This window comes from uncultured Christiangramia sp. (genome assembly GCF_913046405.1).
GTDB classification, from domain to species: Bacteria; Bacteroidota; Bacteroidia; order Flavobacteriales; family Flavobacteriaceae; genus Christiangramia; species Christiangramia marina.
Genome location: NZ_CAJWRQ010000015.1, coordinates 1 through 19,662 on the forward strand (window position 1 = coordinate 1; position 19,662 = coordinate 19,662).

Annotated in this window: 18 protein-coding genes, 1 tRNA gene and 1 pseudogene; 9 read left to right on the forward strand and 11 right to left on the reverse strand. The window is 37.4% G+C overall.

Going from position 1 to position 19,662, the window contains the following annotated elements; all coding sequences use genetic code 11:
• Both QZ620_RS03505 and QZ620_RS03515 read left to right on the forward strand, forming a co-directional pair.
• A partial coding sequence (locus tag QZ620_RS03505; protein WP_366935431.1) for a Fic family protein occupies window positions 1-300 on the forward strand: 300 nt, incomplete at its 5' end.
• A pseudogene (locus tag QZ620_RS03515) lies at window positions 297-3,438 on the forward strand (HsdR family type I site-specific deoxyribonuclease). The gene QZ620_RS03505 and the pseudogene QZ620_RS03515, both read left to right, overlap by 4 nt.
• Window positions 3,439-4,089: 651 nt before the next feature.
• Here QZ620_RS03515 and QZ620_RS03520 read toward each other — a convergent pair.
• Window positions 4,090-4,166: transfer RNA gene (locus QZ620_RS03520), tRNA-Met, on the reverse strand.
• A gap of 190 nt (window positions 4,167-4,356) precedes the next feature.
• Between QZ620_RS03520 and QZ620_RS03525 the strand changes: the two genes are divergently transcribed.
• Window positions 4,357-4,743: an START-like domain-containing protein gene (locus QZ620_RS03525; protein WP_141877870.1), complete on the forward strand. Its 387-nt coding sequence runs from the start codon at window positions 4,357-4,359 to the stop codon at window positions 4,741-4,743.
• 51 nt (window positions 4,744-4,794) lie between these two features.
• Window positions 4,795-5,640 (forward strand): aminotransferase class IV, encoded by an 846-nt coding sequence (locus QZ620_RS03530; protein WP_295179148.1) that lies wholly within the window; start codon window positions 4,795-4,797, stop codon window positions 5,638-5,640.
• Here the strand turns inward: QZ620_RS03530 and QZ620_RS03535 are convergent, their stop codons facing one another.
• From QZ620_RS03535 to QZ620_RS03555, 5 genes are all read right to left on the reverse strand, one after another.
• Window positions 5,641-6,201, reverse strand: coding sequence for a YqgE/AlgH family protein (locus QZ620_RS03535; RefSeq protein ID WP_295179150.1), 561 nt, complete (start codon window positions 6,199-6,201; stop codon window positions 5,641-5,643). It lies immediately after the preceding gene.
• A 120-nt stretch (window positions 6,202-6,321) separates the two neighbouring features.
• Window positions 6,322-6,594, reverse strand: coding sequence for an HU family DNA-binding protein (locus QZ620_RS03540; protein ID WP_006990442.1), 273 nt, complete (start codon window positions 6,592-6,594; stop codon window positions 6,322-6,324).
• A gap of 185 nt (window positions 6,595-6,779) precedes the next feature.
• Entirely contained in the window at window positions 6,780-7,730 is a 951-nt protein-coding gene (fmt, locus tag QZ620_RS03545) for a methionyl-tRNA formyltransferase (protein ID WP_295179156.1), read from the reverse strand.
• Complete coding sequence (locus QZ620_RS03550) at window positions 7,723-9,627, reverse strand: ATP-dependent DNA helicase RecQ (protein ID WP_295179158.1); 1,905 nt, start codon at window positions 9,625-9,627, stop codon at window positions 7,723-7,725. The genes fmt and QZ620_RS03550 overlap by 8 nt, the downstream gene beginning before the upstream one ends.
• A gap of 5 nt (window positions 9,628-9,632) precedes the next feature.
• A complete protein-coding gene (locus QZ620_RS03555; RefSeq protein ID WP_295179159.1) occupies window positions 9,633-10,166 on the reverse strand; it encodes an ATP-binding protein in 534 nt (177 codons plus the stop codon).
• 80 nt (window positions 10,167-10,246) lie between these two features.
• Here QZ620_RS03555 and QZ620_RS03560 point away from each other — a divergent pair, with 80 nt between their 5' ends.
• The 3 genes from QZ620_RS03560 (at window position 10,247) to murA (ending at window position 12,615) form a co-directional block, all read left to right on the forward strand.
• Window positions 10,247-10,540 (forward strand): DUF493 family protein, encoded by a 294-nt coding sequence (locus QZ620_RS03560; RefSeq protein WP_295179161.1) that lies wholly within the window; start codon window positions 10,247-10,249, stop codon window positions 10,538-10,540.
• A 101-nt stretch (window positions 10,541-10,641) separates the two neighbouring features.
• On the forward strand, window positions 10,642-11,289 hold the full coding sequence (locus tag QZ620_RS03565; RefSeq protein ID WP_295179163.1) for a DUF4290 domain-containing protein: 648 nt from the start codon (window positions 10,642-10,644) through the stop codon (window positions 11,287-11,289).
• Window positions 11,290-11,301: 12 nt separating this feature from the next.
• On the forward strand, window positions 11,302-12,615 hold the full coding sequence (gene murA, locus QZ620_RS03570) for a UDP-N-acetylglucosamine 1-carboxyvinyltransferase (protein WP_295179165.1): 1,314 nt from the start codon (window positions 11,302-11,304) through the stop codon (window positions 12,613-12,615).
• A 77-nt stretch (window positions 12,616-12,692) separates the two neighbouring features.
• Here murA and QZ620_RS03575 read toward each other — a convergent pair whose 3' ends face one another.
• A complete protein-coding gene (locus QZ620_RS03575) occupies window positions 12,693-14,153 on the reverse strand; it encodes a TonB-dependent receptor (RefSeq protein ID WP_295179167.1) in 1,461 nt (486 codons plus the stop codon).
• 104 nt (window positions 14,154-14,257) lie between these two features.
• Between QZ620_RS03575 and QZ620_RS03580 the strand changes: the two genes are divergently transcribed.
• Both QZ620_RS03580 and QZ620_RS03585 read left to right on the forward strand, forming a co-directional pair.
• On the forward strand, window positions 14,258-15,019 hold the full coding sequence (locus QZ620_RS03580; RefSeq protein WP_295179169.1) for an MBL fold metallo-hydrolase: 762 nt from the start codon (window positions 14,258-14,260) through the stop codon (window positions 15,017-15,019).
• A gap of 1 nt (window position 15,020) precedes the next feature.
• Window positions 15,021-15,515 carry a hypothetical protein gene (locus QZ620_RS03585; RefSeq protein ID WP_295179171.1) on the forward strand — a complete coding sequence of 165 codons (495 nt, stop codon included), beginning with the start codon at window positions 15,021-15,023 and terminating at the stop codon, window positions 15,513-15,515.
• Here the strand turns inward: QZ620_RS03585 and QZ620_RS03590 are convergent.
• The 4 genes from QZ620_RS03590 to QZ620_RS03605 are packed head-to-tail and all read right to left on the reverse strand — an operon-like array spanning window position 15,512 to window position 19,645.
• Complete coding sequence (locus QZ620_RS03590; RefSeq protein ID WP_295179173.1) at window positions 15,512-16,168, reverse strand: alpha/beta fold hydrolase; 657 nt, start codon at window positions 16,166-16,168, stop codon at window positions 15,512-15,514. The genes QZ620_RS03585 and QZ620_RS03590 overlap by 4 nt on opposite strands.
• A complete protein-coding gene (locus tag QZ620_RS03595; RefSeq protein ID WP_295179175.1) occupies window positions 16,168-16,491 on the reverse strand; it encodes a hypothetical protein in 324 nt (107 codons plus the stop codon). Before QZ620_RS03595 ends, QZ620_RS03590 begins: the two co-directional genes overlap by 1 nt.
• Window positions 16,492-16,493: 2 nt before the next feature.
• Window positions 16,494-17,747: a dihydroorotase gene (locus QZ620_RS03600; protein ID WP_295179177.1), complete on the reverse strand. Its 1,254-nt coding sequence runs from the start codon at window positions 17,745-17,747 to the stop codon at window positions 16,494-16,496.
• Window positions 17,744-19,645, reverse strand: a complete 1,902-nt coding sequence (locus tag QZ620_RS03605) for a BatA domain-containing protein (RefSeq protein WP_295179179.1) — start codon at window positions 19,643-19,645, stop codon at window positions 17,744-17,746. The genes QZ620_RS03600 and QZ620_RS03605 overlap by 4 nt, the downstream gene beginning before the upstream one ends.
• Window positions 19,646-19,662 lie beyond the last annotated feature (17 nt).

The window sequence follows — 19,662 nt, forward strand, 5'->3', positions numbered from 1 at the left end:
CTCAGGATGATATTTCCTGCCGCAGATGAAGTTTATAGGGAGACCCCGCAAGTCACCCCCCAAGTTACCCCGCAAGTTACCCCCCAAGTACGGGATCTTCTTAATGTTTTTAAGGGAGAAGAAAGTAGAACCGAGTTGCAAAAATCATTAGGGCTTGTGGATAGAAAAAATTTTAGAATCAATTATTTAAACCCCGCCTTAGAAGAGGGTTTTGTAGAATTAACAATACCGGACAAACCTAAAAGCAGTAAACAGAAGTATAGATTAACTGAGAAGGGAAGAAAAGCCAGACAGGAATGAAATTTACCGAAGCACAACTGGAAAGTGTTTTTGCCAACCAGCTGGAACAGGAAGGTTATAAGCATCAATTAGGAGGCACTATCTCACGAAAGTAAGATGAAGTGCTCATTGAAAGTGATCTTCAGGAATTTCTATTGACAAGGTACCGGAAAAATGGGATTACTAAAAATGAAATAGATTCCATTATCCTTAGACTTAAAACTCTTCCGGCATCAGACCTCTATGAAAGCAACAAGGAGTTTATGCAAATGCTTTCTGATGGTTTTTCGCTAAAGCGGGAAGACCGTTCCCAAAAAGATATCTGGATCTATTTAATTGATTATTCAGAAGACAACCAGAATACTTATAAGTTCATTAATCAGCTGGAAATTACCGGCACCCAAAAACGTATTCCTGACGGGATTCTTTATATTAATGGAATTCCGGTAGTTGTTTTTTGAATTCAAAACGGCGATTCAGGAAAATACCACTATTTATGACGCCTATATTCAATTAAGGGTGCATTACCAAAGGGACATACCTGAACTTTTTAAGTACAATGCATTTTGTGTAATTAGGGATAGTGTAAATACCAAAGCAGGTTCATTTTTTGCGCCTTATGAATTCTTTTATGCCTGGCGCAGGATCGCAGGATTGGCAAAAGAGGTTGACGGTATTGATAGTATGTTCACCCTTATCCAGGGAATCTTGCATCAAAACAAGCTGCGGGACATCATTAAAAACTTTATTTATTTACCGGATAGCTCCAAAAAGGATGAAAAGATCGTGTGCCGCTATCCCCAGTATTATGCGGCAAGGGCTCTATTTGAAAATATTCAGAAAGTCCAAAAACCTAAAGGAAACGGAAAAGGAGGCACCTATTTTGGAGCAACCGGTTCCGGTAAAAGTTTTACCATGCTTTTCCTAACCCGGCTTTTAATGAAAAGTGATCATTTTGAAAGTCCTACTATTATTTTGATTACAGATCGAACCGATTTGGATGATCAGCTTGCAGGGCAATTTACCAATGCCAAAGCCTTTATTGGGGATGATGCTATTTCAAGTGTAGAAAGTCGCGCAGATCTACGGAAACGGATAAGAGGAAGGGAAAGTGGTGGCGTTTTCTTAACCACAATACATAAGTTTACAGAAGATACCGAGTTGCTTACGAATAGAAGCAATGTTATTTGTATATCTGATGAGGCTCACCGGAGCCAGACCAATCTTGACCAAAAAATAAAAATCACAGAAAAAGGGGTGCAGAAAACTTTTGGCTTTGCTAAATACCTTCACGATTCTTTGCCAAATGCTACTTTTGTAGGTTTTACAGGGACGCCAATCGATGCTACTTTAGATGTATTTGGGAAGGTGGTAGATGAATATACAATGACAGAATCTGTAATAGATGAAATTACAGTACGTATTGTATATGAAGGAAGGGCAGCGAAAGTGGCCCTTGAAAACAGAGAATTAAAGAAAATTGAGGAATATTACCGGGTAGCTGAGGAAGAAGGTGCGAATGAGTACCAGGTAGAAGAGAGTAAAAAGCAGTCGGCTAACATTAATGCCATTTTGAGTGATCCGGATCGTTTACAGGCCATAGCAGAAGATTTTGTCAATCATTATGAAAAAAGGCTAGAGGAAGGTGCTACCGTAAAAGGAAAAGCAATTTTCGTTTGTAGCAGTCGTGAAATAGCTTACGAGCTTTATAAGAACATCATCGAATTAAGACCGGAATGGCCAAAGGTTAGAAAGGCAGAAGAAGGTGCCGAATTAACCAAAAAAGACAAGAAGCAGCTCAAGCCTATTGAGCGAATAAAAATGATCATGACAAGGGGTAAAGACGATCCTAAAGAAATGTATGATCTTTTAGGAACAAAAGAGTACCGGAAAGAGCTGGACCGTCAATTTAAAAATGAGAAATCGAATTTTAAAATTGCCATTGTCGTCGATATGTGGCTCACAGGTTTTGATGTGCCGTTTTTAGATAGTATCTATATCGATAAGCCCATCCAGCAGCATAACCTTATCCAGACGATTTCCCGGGTAAACCGGAAGTTCCAGGGCAAAAACAAAGGACTGGTAGTAGATTATATTGGTATTAAGAAACAAATGAATTTAGCACTTGCCAAATATAATAAGGGTGAGCGGCAGAATTTTGAGGATATCCAAAAGTCCCTGAAAATAGTTAGAGACCACTTGGATTTACTAGCCAGGATTTTTCACAAATTCGATAGTACCGATTATTTCCATGGAGATCCTTTAAGCCAGCTAAACAATCTTAACCAGGTCGTTGAATACGTTCAGCAAACTAAGGAGCTGGAAACACGCTTTATGGATTTAGTGAAACGCCTGAAAGCGGCCTATGATATTTGTGCGGGGAGTGAAAAGTTAACCCAACAAGAACGGGATTATACTCATTTTTATTTAGCTGTAAAGTCTATAGTCTTTAAGCTCACCAGGGGAAATGCACCGGATACCGCCCAGATGAACGCCAAAGTAAGGGAGATGATCAAAAATGCTTTGGCAAGTGAAGGCGTGGAGGAGATCTTTAAAATGGGTGATCAAACCAACAGTCAGCAGGATATATTTGATGAGGATTATTTGGCAAAAATCGATAAGATTAAATTACCTAATACAAAAATCAAACTTTTACAGCAGTTACTGGCCAGGGCTATTGGAGAGATTAAAAAAGTAAACAAGGTAAAAGGAGTAGATTTTTCTAAAAAGATGGAAGGCCTAGTTTCCCGATACAACGAAAGAAAAGGTGATATATTACGCGGAGAGGTCTACGAAGAGATGGCAGAGCAGCTCACAGATCTTATTTGGCAGGTACAAAAAGAGTTTTCGGCCGGGGAAAAGTTGGGAATTGATTTTGAAGAAAAAGCTTTCTATGATATTTTAAGAGAGCTTTGTGTAAAGTATGATTTTCAATATCCCGAACATAAGCTCATCGAGCTTTCAAAAGCTATAAAAGATTTAGTGGATGAACAGGCGAAATTCCCGGACTGGAGCAAAAGAAACGACATCAAATCTGCCCTAAAGGTTGGACTTATTCTATTACTCGATGAGCACGGTTATCCACCGGTGGAACGAGATGAAGTTTATGAAGAAATCTTTGAACAAGCGGAAAATTTTAAGAAGAATAGGGTGGGGTAAATGAGGTACTATGCTTTATAGTATTGCTTTAAATGATGACTCCTTTTAGACAATTATCCTAATAGCCTAAAAATAATAGCTCGAATTACTTATAATTCAGCTTTCTTTAGAAAGCTTTTTTAGTCTTTTTTTAAGTTATAAGTCAGTATCATAAGTTATATTTTTACCTGAAATTTAATTTTCCAGATGGTTATTTATTCGCTATTTAAAAAATCGACTTTTTATTCTGTGTGATTTCGGCATTTTATGGATCTTTTTGCATTTCTTCACTGCTTTACTTTTAGAAATTTTTTAAAGTTGCACCTTTAAGGAAGATAGATATATTTGGGAACCTTTCACGATAGGGAAGAGGATGTATTTTATAGCTATCAGGTTTTAGGGATGCTGAGCTATTCCAGGGAAGTATGAGGCAGTGATTCAAGATTGGATGTTAATTGCTGAAATTTTGAATCTTATTAACGATGGGAAATTATTGGTTTCTCTCTAGAGTTAATTTCCGGAATAAATATAAATTTCCGTTTCAATTGATATCAAACGGAGATTTTCCAAATGGCTCTTAGTAATTTATTAAAAATAGTTGAGATTCTGTACTTATTCTGTACTAGATGAAAAAACAAAAAGCTTCACATTTCTGTGAAGCCTTTATTTTACTGGTAGCGAGAGGGGGGCACGATCCCCCGACCTCCGGGTTATGAATCCGACGCTCTAACCAACTGAGCTACCTCGCCTTAACAATTTTGCATTTAAAAGAACCTTTCAGAAGCCTTGCTATTTAAGGCTTCGCATGATTTCTTTAATGCGGGTGCAAATATAAAAACAATTTGTATTGTCGCAAACTTTATTTTCTAAATTATTTATTTTGATTTCTTTTAATCCTTCTAATTAATATCTATATTGCCCGAAACTAACTAATTTAGAATGGAAGAAAAGACAAAATACGAAATGGAGTTTCCAATTCAGGCTTCTCCTTCGCTATTGTATCAATATATTTCGACTCCCTCAGGTTTAAGCGAGTGGTATGCAGATAACGTAAATTCCCGTGGGGAATTTTTTACTTTTATTTGGGAAGGTAGTGAGGAGAAAGCCAAACTAATGAGTAAGAAAAGCGATGAACGCATTAAGTTCAAGTGGGTTGAAGATGAAGATTCTCCATATTTTTTTGAATTAAGAATACAAGTGGATGATATTACTAAAGATGTTTCCCTGATGATCACAGATTTTGCTGAAGAGGACGAGATCGATGAAGGAAAAATGTTATGGGAAAATATGGTTTCAGATCTAAAACAGATATTAGGTTCTGCCTAGAAAAGTCTTAAGATAATAGTACCTTTGCCCCGTTTTAAACGGGGTTTTTTTATGATCAATTTAAATGGAAATATAGTTCAGGATTCAGAAGCTAATCTTTCAGTTCTCAACAGGGGTTTTGCTTATGGAGATTCAGTTTTCGAAACTATAAGAGTTATTAATGGAAAAATAATGTTCTGGGAAGACCATTATTTTAGAATGATGGCTTCCATGCGAATTATGAGAATGGAAATCCCATCCAGCTTTTCACCAGAATTCCTGGAGAAAGAAATTGTTAGCATCGTTGAGAAAAATGATCTTAATGAAAAAGCTGCAAGAGTACGATTCGCCGTATACCGTGAAGAAGGTGGTTTTTATACACCTGCAACCAGAGAGATCGCTTATGTGATGACCGTAGTGGAAATGGAGAACTCGTTTTACTTATTAAATACAGAGGATTACGAGATCGAATTATTTAAAGATCATTATGTGGGTAGCGGACTGTTATCAACGATCAAGTCGAATAACCGTGCGGTAAATGTTTTGGGAAGCATTTATGCTAAAGAAAATGATTACCACAACTGTTTGCTTCTTAATGAGAAAAAGAGCGTAGTCGAAGCTCTGAATGGTAATCTATTTTTAGTTTCAGGTTCCAAAATCAAAACGCCACCACTTACAGATGGTGTTTTACACGGAATCATTCGGAAACAATTACTGGAGATTATCAAAAAAACTGAAGATTACGATTTAGAAGAAGCTTCAATTTCGCCTTTCGAATTACAAAAAGCTGATGAACTCTTTATCACTAATATTACGGTTGGTATTCAGCCGGTGTCGAAATATCGTAAGAAACACTATGACTCGACTGTAGCTAAAAGCCTGGTTAGTAAGTTAAATGTAAAAGCAAGGTTGGGCTAATTAGTTGTAAGAAGGGTTCTCTGGTGAGTTTGACCATAACATGTATTCTCCGCCTAATTCCAGCATTTTATCCTTCCAGAAGGAAGAGTAGGGCTTTTCAAGAAGGTCCTTGTTATCCTCGTTTGCAGTGACCACCCAGGAATGAGAATTTAACTCATCATCAAGTTGCTGTGCATCCCAGCCTGAATATCCTAAGAAAAACTTTATCTGCTTATCTGAAATTAGATCTTTAGAGATAAGTTCCATAACAGCTTCAAAATTACCACCCCAGTAAATTCCATAAGCGATCTCAATACTATCAGGGATAAGATCTGGGATTTTATGTATAAAATACAGATTATCCTGTTCTACAGGACCTCCATTATATACATCAAAATTCCCCTTGATTTCTGGGATAAGATCTTTAAGTGTAAAATCAAGAATTTTGTTCAGGATGAATCCAACCGATCCGTTTTCGGAATGGTCGGCAAGTAGAACCACCGAGCGATTAAAAGAGACATCTCCAATTATGGATGGTTCTGCAACGAGAAGATGGCCCTTGGTTGGTTTCAACGCAATCATTTGTAGCAGTCTTTAGAACTAAACTATATTTTTTCTGTTAAAAATGCAATACATATCTAAATATTTTAGATAAAAAAAGCCTTCCTAAGGGAAGGCTTATGATATTTACAATGCAAATTATTAGTTCACAGCTTTTTGTAAATCAGCTCCGGCTTTAAATTTCACTACGTTTTTCGCAGCGATCTTGATAGTTTTTCCGGTTTGTGGGTTTCTTCCTTCACGAGCAGCTCTTTTAGATACAGACCAAGATCCAAATCCTACTAATGATACTCTATCTCCTTTTTTAAGAGATTTTTCAACGTTTTCTAGAAAAGATTCTAGTGCTTTTTTAGCTGCTGCTTTAGAAATTCCAGCATTCTCAGCCATTGCGTCGATTAAATCTGTTTTGTTCATAATTTGAATTTTAAATTAATTGTTGGTTAAACATTCTGTTAAACTGGTTTACAAATTTATACGGATTTCCCGTCCACGCAAGTAATGACAAGGGAAAAGCCTGTATTTGTTGATAACTCGGTTGATTTGTTAATAAAGATAATTGTTTTTTATTAAAATGCAACCAAATCAGCATTAATAAGGGTTCAGCGCATTTTCGCTTTTTCTGAGAATTTAAAGCCATTCAAAAGTGAATGAGTTTCCATTTTACGTTTTCCAGGCAATTGGATCTGTTTAATTTCAATGAAACCGCCATGCGCAGCAACCAGCAATTGCTTTTCTTTAATTAGGACCTTTCCGTAGAAGTGATCATGTTCTTCTTTATGGCTAATTACATCGTAGATCTTTACAGTCTGTTCCTGCGCATCACCATTATCTAAATAACACCAGGCAGAAGGGTAGGGATTGAGTCCGCGTATATGATTGTATATTTCATTTAAAGGTTTATCCCAATTGATCTTGGTGTTCTCGCGATTCAATTTTGGCGCTTCTCTAAGCATTGCGGAGTCTTTCTGGGCCATTGGCTTGGTTGTACCTTCAGAAATAGCTTTTAATGTTTTTACAACCAGCCCTGATCCTTTGTTCATCAATCTATCGTGTATGTTTTCCAGGTTTTCATGTTCACCTATCACAACAGATTCCTGCATGATCATGGCGCCGGTATCAATTTTTTCATCCAGGAAGAAAGTGGATATTCCAGTTTCTTTCTCACCATTCATAATCGCCCAGTTAATTGGAGCAGCTCCCCGGTATTGAGGTAATAAGCTCGCATGTAAATTGAAAGTGCCAAATTCAGGATAGTCCCATACAGATTTAGGCAGCATTCTAAATGCTACAACTACCTGCACATTTGGATCGATTTGCTTTAACTCTTGTTGAAATTCTTCAGATTTAAGATTAGTAGGTTGTAGAACTTTAAGATCTTTAGAAACAGCAAAAGTCTTTACGGCACTTTCTCTTAACTTTCTTCCTCTGCCAGCTGGTCGATCTGGAGCAGTAACCACTCCAACGACATTATAGCCGGCTTCAAGAATTGCTTCAAGGCTTTTCACGGCGAATTCCGGAGTTCCCATAAATACTATTCTGAGATCAGTCATTTATTGATATTTTGTACTTGTTAGTTATCGTTTTTTGTAAAATGCCTCGCTCTACCAGTAACCGTATTACCTTTAGAATAGAGGATTCTTTATAGTTTAATAGAGAAGATATCTCTTTAGTGTCTAATGCCCTGGATTTTAATAATTTTTGTAGCGCCAGAAAAATTTCATTCATTTCATCACGACTTAAACCATCAGTTTCAGCATTGCAAACCGAACACCTGCCACACTTTTCAGGCTTAGTTTCTCCAAAATACTTCAGCAACTGTATTTGTTTACAAACCTGGTCATTCTGGACGAAATCGAGCACCGCCGATATCTTTTCTCTTTTTGTTTTATTGTATTTGGTTATAAATCCAGAAACAGGATTTATAGTGGATTCATCTTCCCTGGGTACCAGAAAGGTGATAGAGGCGTCATGTTTGGCAATCGAGAACTCTATGATTTCCTGTTGCTGTAAGTCTTCAAAAAGGCTCAGACATTCATTTTCCTGGAGATCTGCTTTCTCGGCTACAGATGAAATATTAAAGTTGACCAGGTTATCAAATACACCACCATAGTTTCTTAACAGAGTTCTTAAAAGGTGCGCATATTTTGGATTGTCATCAAGATAAATTTCCAGTTGATCCCCGCTTAATTTTATCATTATTTCAGTTTTCTTCTGAAACTGCTGAGACAGTCTAAGGACACTGCAACGATCTAAAAGTTGTAACGCGTTATAGGTCTTACCTGAAATTAAATGATATTGATTACAGAAGCTGGCAAAATTAAAATCATACACCTGATTTTCACCTTCACCATATGCTATGCTGAAATAAGCGTTTAGTTTTCTATAGATAAATTTGACATCTTCAACAGACGCGAGATTGTTTATAAACTGATTCCTTAGAACTGGAATGTCGCCAGCATTGGTCAGTATAACGGCTTTAGAAATCTCTCCATCTCTTCCTGCTCTTCCTGCTTCCTGAAAATAGCTTTCTAAACTTTCAGGTAGATCAATATGCACAACGGTACGAACATCTGGTTTGTCAATACCCATTCCAAAGGCAGTTGTTGCAACCATTACACTGGTATCGTTGTTCATCCATGATCTAAACTTTGCAGTTTTGTCCTCCTTTTTCATTCCGCCATGATATGCAGCGGCCGTAATCCCATTCTTATTAAGAAAGTCTGTAATCTCCCGGGTGGCATTTCTGCTTCTTACATAAACAATGGCAGAATCATTTCCCAGTAGCCTCGTTAATCGAAAGTATTTATCTTCAGTTTTGACAACCTCGTAGAACAGATTGGTTCTTTCAAATGATTTCTTAAATACTGCCCTGTTCTTCAACTGAAGCTGCTCGCAGATATCTTCCACTACCATTTTTGTTGCCGTAGCCGTAAATGCTGCCACAGGTACTTCAGGTATAATTTCTCGAACTTCTGAAATATTACGATACGCTGGCCTGAAATCATGTCCCCATTGAGAAATACAATGCGCTTCATCTACAGCGATCAGGTTCACGTTCATTTGCTTCAGTCGTTCTTTAACAATATCCTGCTGAAGCCTTTCCGGAGAGAGATATAAAAATTTGAAATTTCCGAAGATGCAATTGTCAAGATTCCTATCCAGATCAGAGTAAGAAATTCCGCCAGTAATAGCCATCGCTTTGATATTCTTTTTTTGAAGAGCCTGTACCTGGTCTTCCATTAAAGAAATTAGCGGTGATACCACCACGCAAATTCCTTCTGTTATCATCGCTGGTACCTGGAAACAGATAGATTTCCCACCACCGGTAGGAAATAAGGTCAGCGTATCCTGACCATCGAGGATAGCCTCGATCACTTCCAGCTGTGAAGGCCGGAATTTCTGGAAGCCCCAATATTTTTCTAGAATTTTTAAAGCTTCCTTTTGCAAAAGATTTATAGTTGGTTCAGTATAAATTTAGTTCTTTCTGCCACACTTGATTTAGGAATTTCAATGGGACTATAGCCAAAGCGTCTGTAAGTGTCATACAAATATTCTGAAATTCTTACCGCTTCTTCATAGGTTTCGTAACGCTCATTATCACTTTTATAAATCTCCTTCCATGGTGGTAAGATAAAAACTTTATCATAGGCATGCTCCTCACAGGTCGCATTGAATATCTCGGGATAAACAGTGTTAAAATAATCCATATAGGCAACAACATCGGGCAATCCACGATCTAGAAAGATGCGATTCGCTGAGGAATTAGAAGCTTCCTTAAACTGATTTAATCTCCCTTCAAGTAATTTTTCACTGAATAGTAAGGGCTGCTCCAGGAAGAGCTGATCGATACCATCTCTTTGTGCTTCAAGGGTTACCTGCCTGGAGATCTCATGGATACAGTTTTCTCCTTTAGCTTCCAGTTCGTGTATAATGGAAGACTTTCCAGTACCGGGTCCACCGGTAATAACAATTTTCATAGTTTTCACCCGGCAAATTTCGGTAAATGAATTTGATTATAAAAATGTTGTCTTTCCTTGTATCTTTGTCATAAAAGAAGGAGAAAACTATGAGTGATTCGACAAATCCGGAGGAATTTTACGCAAAACTTAAAAAACAGCTTCAGGATACTGCCATGTGGCCTGCAGAATATCTTTACAAATTTATTGTTCCTACAAAAGGGGAGAAGGTAACACAGGTTGAGGATATATTTGATAACATGGGAGCTGTCATCAATACCAAACAATCTAAAAAAGGAACATATACCAGTGTTTCCATTAATGTTAGGATGAAAGATCCTGACCATGTGATTGAAAAATATAAAGAGGTGGCTGATAAAGTTGAAGGGGTTATTTCTCTTTAATGATCGCACAATTGCGCTATTTTATTGTCATTCTTACTGAATATTTAGTATTTTGCACGCAGGAGAAAACTTCTATTAAATTACCTAATTAAATCTTAATTTTGACAAACGCTTTAGAATATAACTCTGAAAGGAGTAAACTGATCATTCCTGAATATGGCAGACATTTGCAGAAAATGGTCGAACATGCTGTAGAAATCGAAGATGATAAAGAACGTAACAAAGTTGCTAATTCAATTATTGCTGTAATGGGTAATATGAATCCGCATCTTCGTGATGTGCCAGATTTTCAGCATAAATTATGGGATCAGTTATTTATAATAAGTGATTTTAAGCTGGATGTTGAGTCTCCTTTTCCAAAGCCGACGAGGGAAATGCTTACAGAGCGTCCCGAAATGCTAGATTATCCTGAGAATAATCCTAAGTATAGGTTCTACGGAAACAATATCAAGCGCATGATCGATGCAGCAAAAGATAAGGAAGAAGGGGATTTCAAAGATGCCCTGGTGATGACTATCGCCAATCACATGAAAAAATCTTACCTGAACTGGAATCGTGATTCTGTAGATGATGAAGTCATCATTAATCATTTGAAAGAATTGAGTGGTGGAAAGATCAATCTCAAAAATGCTGATGAGGATCTAACCCAGGCTTCAGAACTTATTCGCGGAAGCGGATCCAACAAGAAGAAATACTCGAAAAACAAAAAACATACCGGCGGCCGTAAGCCTGGTCGTAAACGCCACTAATATTTTTCTTTAATGGGAACATTTCAAATAGAAGGCGGTCATCGTTTGAGCGGGGAAATACAACCTCAAGGAGCAAAAAACGAGGCGCTGCAAATTTTATGTGCAGTATTGTTAACCGATGAAAAGGTGGTTATCAATAACATTCCAGATATACTGGACGTTAATAAACTAATCAACTTACTAAAAAATCTTGGTGTTAAGATCGAAAAGCTGGGTAAAGGAAGTTATTCCTTTCAAAGTGATGATCTGGACATGCAGTACCTGAATAGTGAACAGTTCAAGATCGATGGAGGAGGACTTCGTGGTTCTATCATGATCGTAGGGCCTATGCTGGGAAGATTTGGAAAAGGTTTTATTCCTAAACCTGGTGGCGATAAAATTGGGCGACGCAGACTCGATACTCACTTCGAAGGATTTATGAAGCTGGGTGCCGATTTCAGATATAATAAAGAAGAACGTTTTTACGGAGTTGAAGCTCCTGAAGGTTTAACTGGAAGTTATATGTTACTGGAAGAAGCATCAGTAACCGGAACTGCCAACATTGTAATGGCTGCTGTTCTTGCAAAAGGAAAAACGACCATTTATAATGCAGCCTGCGAACCGTATTTACAGCAATTATGCCTAATGATGAACCGTATGGGTGCAAACATTAGTGGAATAGGTTCCAATATGCTTATCATAGATGGTGTAGAGAAGCTAGGAGGTTGTGAGCATACAATTCTTCCAGATATGATCGAAATTGGATCATGGATTGGCCTTGCCGCAATGACCAAAAGTGAAATCACTATCAAGAATGTAAACTGGGATATGTTGGGCATCATCCCGACGACCTTCAGGAAACTGGGAATTACTGTCGAAAGAAAAGGTGACGATATTTTTATACCTGCACATTCTGAAGGTTATGAGGTACAGAGCTTTATTGATGGCTCGATCATGAACATCAGTGATGCTCCGTGGCCAGGGTTTACCCCAGATCTTTTGAGTATCATCCTTGTAATCGCAACTCAGGCAAGAGGAAGCGTTTTGATACATCAAAAAATGTTTGAAAGCAGGTTGTTCTTTGTAGATAAACTTATAGATATGGGAGCGAAGATCATACTTTGTGATCCACATAGAGCCACGGTAATTGGCCATGACTTTCAATCTCAGTTAAAGGCTACTACCATGACCTCTCCAGATATTAGAGCTGGAATTTCCTTGTTGATTGCTGCACTTTCAGCCAAAGGAACTTCAACGATACACAACATCGAGCAAATTGACAGAGGTTACGAAAATATTGAAGAGAGGTTAAAAGCGATAGGAGCGAAGATCACCAGAATAGCCTAACGGTTTTTCCCTCGGAAATTAAAGTATAAAAAAAGCTGTTCGTTAGAACAGCTTTTTTTATGCTTTATGTATTCAGATTAGACTTCTGACTTCGCCTGTTCCTTATGTTCCTTATAATGAAAAAGATTTTGCTCCTTGATCATTTTTGTTGTTTTCTCCGGAAGCATATCTTCCCAGCCACTTTTCCCTTCGCTGATCATTTTTAATACTTCGCGAGAATAAATATTCAGCGTATCTGGATTATAATTCTTGATATCCTCAACACGTCCATTATATTTAAAGAACTTGAATAATTCCTTCATTCTTGGGTGTACTTTCAGATTTTCGCTGGTAGTAAGTTCACCAGTTTCCTCGTCTTTCAGTGGATATAGATACACCTTTAGATCTTTAAAGAATAATTTTCCGAAGGCCTCAAGAATACCGCCGCTTAGATGTCTATAGTATTTTTCATCAAATACGTCCACAAGATTCTGAACACCCATGGTAAGACCCATACGCTGTTTAGAGTATCTGGAGAAATATTCTACTACCTTGAAGTATTCCTGGAAGTTAGAGATCATAACTGTTTGTCCTAATGAACATAAAAGTTCAGCTCTATCCATGAAATCACGCTCATCGATCTCTCCTTCAGCTCTCAAGTTGGATAGGGTGATTTCAAAAATGATCTCAGTATTTTCTTCAGAAACCTTACTCTCGTTGAAGAATAATTCTTTAGATCTTTCATACATATCCATGTTTACCTTGGTAACAGGTCTAAAGCTACCACGCAGCGCAAGAATATTCTTTTTGTAAAGTATTTTCGCAGGAAGTACATTATTTCCATCAGGTCCGAACATTACCGCATCGGTCATTCCATTCTTGACCAACTGAAGGCTCATTAGCCTGTTATCCACATTCTCAAAACGAGGACCCGAGAAATTGATCGTATCAATCTCGATCTGATCTTTATCTATATGATCATACAGGTAACGTAGTAGTTTTTTTGGATTATCGTACTTGTAATAAGCGCCGTAAATAAGGTTAACACCTAGTATTCCTAAGGTGTTTTGCTGGTGACGGGCGTCATTTTCATGAAATCTTACATGTAGCAGGATCTCATTATAATCTTCTTTAGGATCTACTTGATATCTAATTCCTACCCAACCATGACCTTTGTATTTCTTCGCGAAATCTATGGTAGCTACAGTATTGGCGTAAGTAAAGAATAATTTGTTTGGATGTTTTTCACGAGAAATACGCTCTTCAATAAGATGGGTTTCGTGAGACAGCATTTTCTTCAGCCTTGCTTCAGTAACATATCGCCTGTCATCTTCAACTCCATAGATCGCGTCACTAAAATCCTTGTCATAGGCACTCATGGCCTTAGCGATGGTTCCAGATGCACCTCCAGCACGAAAGAAGTTTCGCACTGTTTCCTGCCCGGCACCAATTTCAGAAAAAGTTCCGTAGATATTTTCGTTAAGATTGATACGCAGGGCCTTACTATTAATAGAAGGAACATTTTCAAATTCCTTATCGCCCATTATGGTAATTGGCATATTTTATTGTTTAGGTAAGCATTGTTAATTGCGTACTTCAAAAGTACTAAAAGCGGTAGGCATACAAAAAAATATATTTACTTTTGTGTCAAAAATAACAGCATTTGGAAGTTACATTCTTAGGTACTGGAACATCACAAGGTATACCAATAATTGGGGTGGATCACCCGGTCTGCTACAGCGATGACCCCCGCGATAAAAGGCTTCGTGTCTCTGTATTGGTTAGCTGGAAAGGAAAAAATATATTGATTGACTGTGGACCAGATTTTAGACAGCAGATGCTCGCCAATAATGTGAAAAAACTGGATGCTATTTTTTATACACATGAACACAATGACCATACTGCCGGTCTGGATGATATAAGACCATACTTCTTTCGGCAGGGTGACATTCCTATTTTTGCTCATGAAAGAGTTTTGAATTCCCTAAGGAGAAAATTCGATTATATTTTTACCTCGGAAGATCGATATCCTGGAGCTCCTGCAGTTATTGAGAATGTAGTGCGTAATGAGAAGTTTCAATTCGAAGGTTTGAATGTTATACCTGTAGATTTTAAACATAATAAATTACAGGTATTTGGATACAGACTGGGAGATTTTGCCTATCTAACCGATATTAAAACGATTTCTGAAAAAGAGATCGCCAAACTGAAGGATTTAAAAGTTCTGGTAGTAAGTGCATTAAGAAGAGAGCCACATCATTCACATTTCAATCTTGAAGAAGCTCTAAAGTTTGTAGAAATGGTGAAGCCGGAAAGAACATATTTTACACACATAAGTCATATGCTGGGATTTCATGCGGAAGTCGAGGAAGAACTTCCCGAAAACGTTCATCTCGCATATGACAACTTAAAAATTGAAATTTAGTATGCGTAGCAAGATTCTAATGTATCTATTCATCTTCGCCTTATTATTCTGCATATTTATTTATGTAAATGATAAAAGAATTCTGGATTCAAAGCAGGAAAAGATCGAGCAGCTTGAAGATAAGCTTTCTGAAGTAGAACTCAATCAAGAGCAACAGTCCATAGCAACTTCTGAAGATTACTTCAATTTGCAGGATAATGAGGATGCGATCACTTACTTTCAGAATAATGGAGTAGAGACCGAAGGTCTTATTACAAAAATCGAAGATGCGATCATTTCGAAGAATAGTGCTTCAAATGATAATCCTCTGGTCCCACATGCCGGTATGGAAGGTTCCATGAGGATTAACAAGATCAAAGTGCTTAATCACAAATGGATCATTGCCGACTTTACCGATGGATCTTACTGGGGTGAAGTGTTCTTAACCTACACTATTCAGGAAGACGGGGCACCGGTTTTCAATACCGAGCAATCATTCCTGTATCCTAAATATTAGAGTCTTTTTTGAAGCCATTTTTTGAGTTCAAAGAAATTCTGTGGAGCAACCCCGTGACCGACCGGAAATTCAGAATAAGTAAAATCTACACCAAGGTTTTCTAAGAACGGTTTAGTTCTGCGTGCCCAATCTACTGGGATCACCTGGTCTGCAGATCCATGTGAGCAGTAGAAAGATAGCTGACTAAGATCATTTTTAAGGTAATCCTGCCCGAATATTTCTTTATTGATATAACCGCTCAGAGCAATCACATTATCGATCTTTTCCGGGTAAGTCAACGCCACGGCATAACTCAAGATACTTCCCTGGCTAAAACCTAAAAGATTGATCTTTGAAGCATCTACAGGGTAGTTTTCAATAACCTGATCAATAAAAGTAGCGATCATATCTCTTGACTTAATAGCCTGAATATCATCACTAAACTTTCCGTTTTCGTTATCAAAGTGAATAGCATACCAAGCATTACCATATGGTTGCATTGGATAGGGCGCTTTAGCTGAAATTATAAATAATTCCTCTGGCATTTCCTCTGCAAATGAAAAAAGATCGTTTTCATCGCTTCCGTAGCCATGTAAGAGGATAAGCGCAGGCGCATTTTCAACGCTTACTTTAGGTTTTCTTATAATATGATCTAAAACAAAATTGTCTTGCATTACTTAACTGTACTTAAAAATTTTTGAAATAAGGCACCAAGAATTGGTACTTCTCTGGTTTGACCCTGTATTGCTGTAATAATTCCGTAACCCCAAAGTACTATAAAAAACAGGTAGAAAGCTCCTATGATAAACACCTGGTCAAATAGTCCCATTAGAGCTCCAATAAGGTAAAAGGTGATGTTGATCCCAAATGCCTGCCTTATATGAAAACTAGCAAATTCATTCTTTTCTTCCATATTCATGAAATAGGCAATTATGGTTCCTACAATAGTGATATAAGAGATAATTGCACTGGTCCTTGCGTTACCTTCTGTTTTCATGTTTATGATCTTAGAATTAATCCTGAATTATTTACAATTCCAACAGCTTTTCCCTTTAATTGACTATCCAGAAAGATGCTGTTCTTAGAAGTAGATAGAATATCGTTCTTTCCGAAGGTATAGTTTACATCTGGCAGGAATAGACTAAGATTGGCAGGATTACCTTTTTCAAGTTTTGATGTTTCAAGCTTAAAGCGCTCTGTTCCGGAAGTTAGAAACTTGATGGTTTCTTCAGTAGTAAAAATAGTTTGCAAGGCGCCGAAAGCCGATTCAAGTCCAATAGTACCATACAATGCATTATCAAATTCCACTTTTTTATTTTCCACGTCTATTGGATTATGGTCTGAAGTAACCATATCTATAGTGCCGTCTTTCAATCCCTGAATTAGTGCTTCATTATCTACCTGAGTTCGCAAAGGAGGTAGAACCTTTGTATTGGCATCATAGTTCGATAGCATTTTGTCTGTAAGAAGCAGATTTTGAATCGCCACACTACAGGAAACATCCAGACCTTTTTTCTTTGCTTCTCTAATAAGTTTAACCGACTTTGCCGATGAAATTGTAGGAATATGTAGTTTTCCACCAGTATATTCGAGAATATATAGGTCGCGGATGATCTGAAGTTCTTCAGCTAGATTCGGGATACCTTTTAGGCCAAGGGCAGTACTATGCTCATGCTCGTTCACCATACCGTTAGTCGCAATTCGATTTTCCTGAGGATAACTTTGTATTAAAGCGTCAAAATTCTGCGCGTACTGCAAGGCGATCTTAAGAAGATTAGGATTTTTTAAAGGTGATTTGTAATCTCCAAAACTTATCGCACCGGCCTGTTGCATATCCAGTAATTCGGCCAGATCTATACCTTCACTTTTAATGGTCAGGGCACCAACAGGATAAAGGTTTACCGGGTGTCCCGAACTTTTAGATTTTACGGCAGATATGGACCCGCTATGGTCAAGTACAGGATTGGTATAAGGATTTAGTGCAACGCCTGTAAATCCTGAGCTTCCTGCAACTTCGAGTCCGTTTTCAATGGTCTCCCTTTCTTCATAGCCAGGTTCTCCAAAACAAACACTACTATCAAACCATCCTCTGGAAACATGCAAACCTTCGATCTCTACATGTTTAACATCCTCCTTTAGTATATTTTTCCCAATTTCAGCAATTACTCCATTCTCGATATAGATGTCGGTCGTTTGCCCATTCAAAGGCGAAGACTCATCAATAATTGTAACCGCTTTTAGAAGTAATTTCATTTCAGAAGTTTTAATAATAGCATTTCAATTGCCAGAAATATGATAGCAAAAATAATAAACCATTTCCAAAGCGAGCTGCTTTCGTTTCCTGCTTTTACTTCGGAAAAGTATTCTGCTATAGATTCATGATTCTGAACTGAAAATATCTCCGGATCTAAGTATTCGAGCTCACTCTCTTTTCTAGGTTCGTTAAAACTCAAATTTGATATGATATTGTCCTGGCTCTTGATTTCATAATTTCCGGCATCCAAATTTTCTGAACCAACACTTATGGAAACCCGGTCTGTAAATCTTTGCTGCTGCGGAATAAAATCCAGGTTAACACCGGTAAGATGAAGCACATGATCCTGTTCAATTTTTGCCGGTATAGATATTTCTTCTAATTCTGATGTTTGGTAATAAAGTTGAGCCGGAGGGAGGCTTTGCAGTCCAATCTGGTATAGAATAGGTACAATTAACGGCGAATTCTGAAAATTTGATGTTTGCTGATTTAATGGAGCTGTAAAAATATAGGTATTGGATTTAGAGATAAGAAAAGGATCATTGTTCTGAAAATTTAGAATACTGTTACCTGAGATATTACTGAAATATCCATCAACTCGGGGATACTCGAAATTTTGAATCTTCTTTTGAAATACATTGTCCAGCAGTGGATGATCAAAGTTAATAGTAGCAATCAATTTTTCGCCCTCGCTCCATTCAGGCCTGAATCCCAATTGAAATTTCTTTATAAACCGAATTAATTCAGTTCCGTTTTTTGAATTTGGAATAAATAGAACACTGGAACCTTTGTTTGAACGTTGTTTGATATTGTTCAGGTTCGCAGCACTTAGTTCACTTACTTCATTTAAAATGATCAAACTAGCCTGCTGAATATTGGTATATTCAATTTTATTCGCTTCGCTTCTTATTAGATTAAATTCAGGTTTAGTATATAATCTTTGTAGAAAATTAGAATCCTCATCAGAAATAGCGAGAACATTGATTGGGGTTTGTTCAGAAATACTGAAGTAGAGGATATTATCATATTCCAAGCCCTCATCGTCTATTACAACTTTTCCGTTGGGGATGGTTTGTGATGGTATGGAAAATATTGTACTGATATTGGCGTTTTTGGCATCGATTGTTTTCCTGCTTAGGAGTTGAGATCCGTCATACATGGATATAATTAAACCATCTTTTTTTAAATTTCCGGATAATAGAACTTCAATATCAAGAATTCCTGCCTTGGAATTTACCAGATAAAGAGAATCAATCTTTAAATTCCGGGTACTTTCAGGGGTTAGTTTTATACTACTAATATTTTTGTAAGGAACGTCTATTTCCTTTTGACTAACAAATATTTTCTGAAAATCTGAAATTAGCAGCAGATTTGAAGAATCAATTTCGCGAAGTTGCTGGGTTTTCAACAGAACACTTTTCAGGTCCAATTGTTTTGAGGTATATTTTATCTCCTGAAGTATACCTTTTAATTCATTACCAGACTTTTTAGGATAAAAGGCATCATTTGTGACCAGACTATATTCTGAAGTAACATCGAGATTTTCAAGAAGCTGGTTTCTGGCTATTTGCAGGAGTTCGTCATCTTGATTCTTAAGTTGCATACTATAAGAATTATCCAGGTAAATGATCAAATTTTTAGTGGAGCCTCCAGATTCTGCGGGAAAATAGGGTTTGGCAAAAGCAATTATTAGAAAGCCTAGCAGAAACAATCTGGAGAAAAGAACCAGAAACTTTTTTAGCTGAGAGCTTTTCCGCGTCTGCTGAACGACTCGTTTTAAGAATTTAACGTTGGTGAAGTCTTCCTTCTGAAATCTGCGTAGTTTGAAAAGGTGAACCAGAATAGGAATTATAAGCAAAAACAGTGCATACAGTAATTCCGGATGTTCAAATTGCATAGAAACAAAGCTGTTTT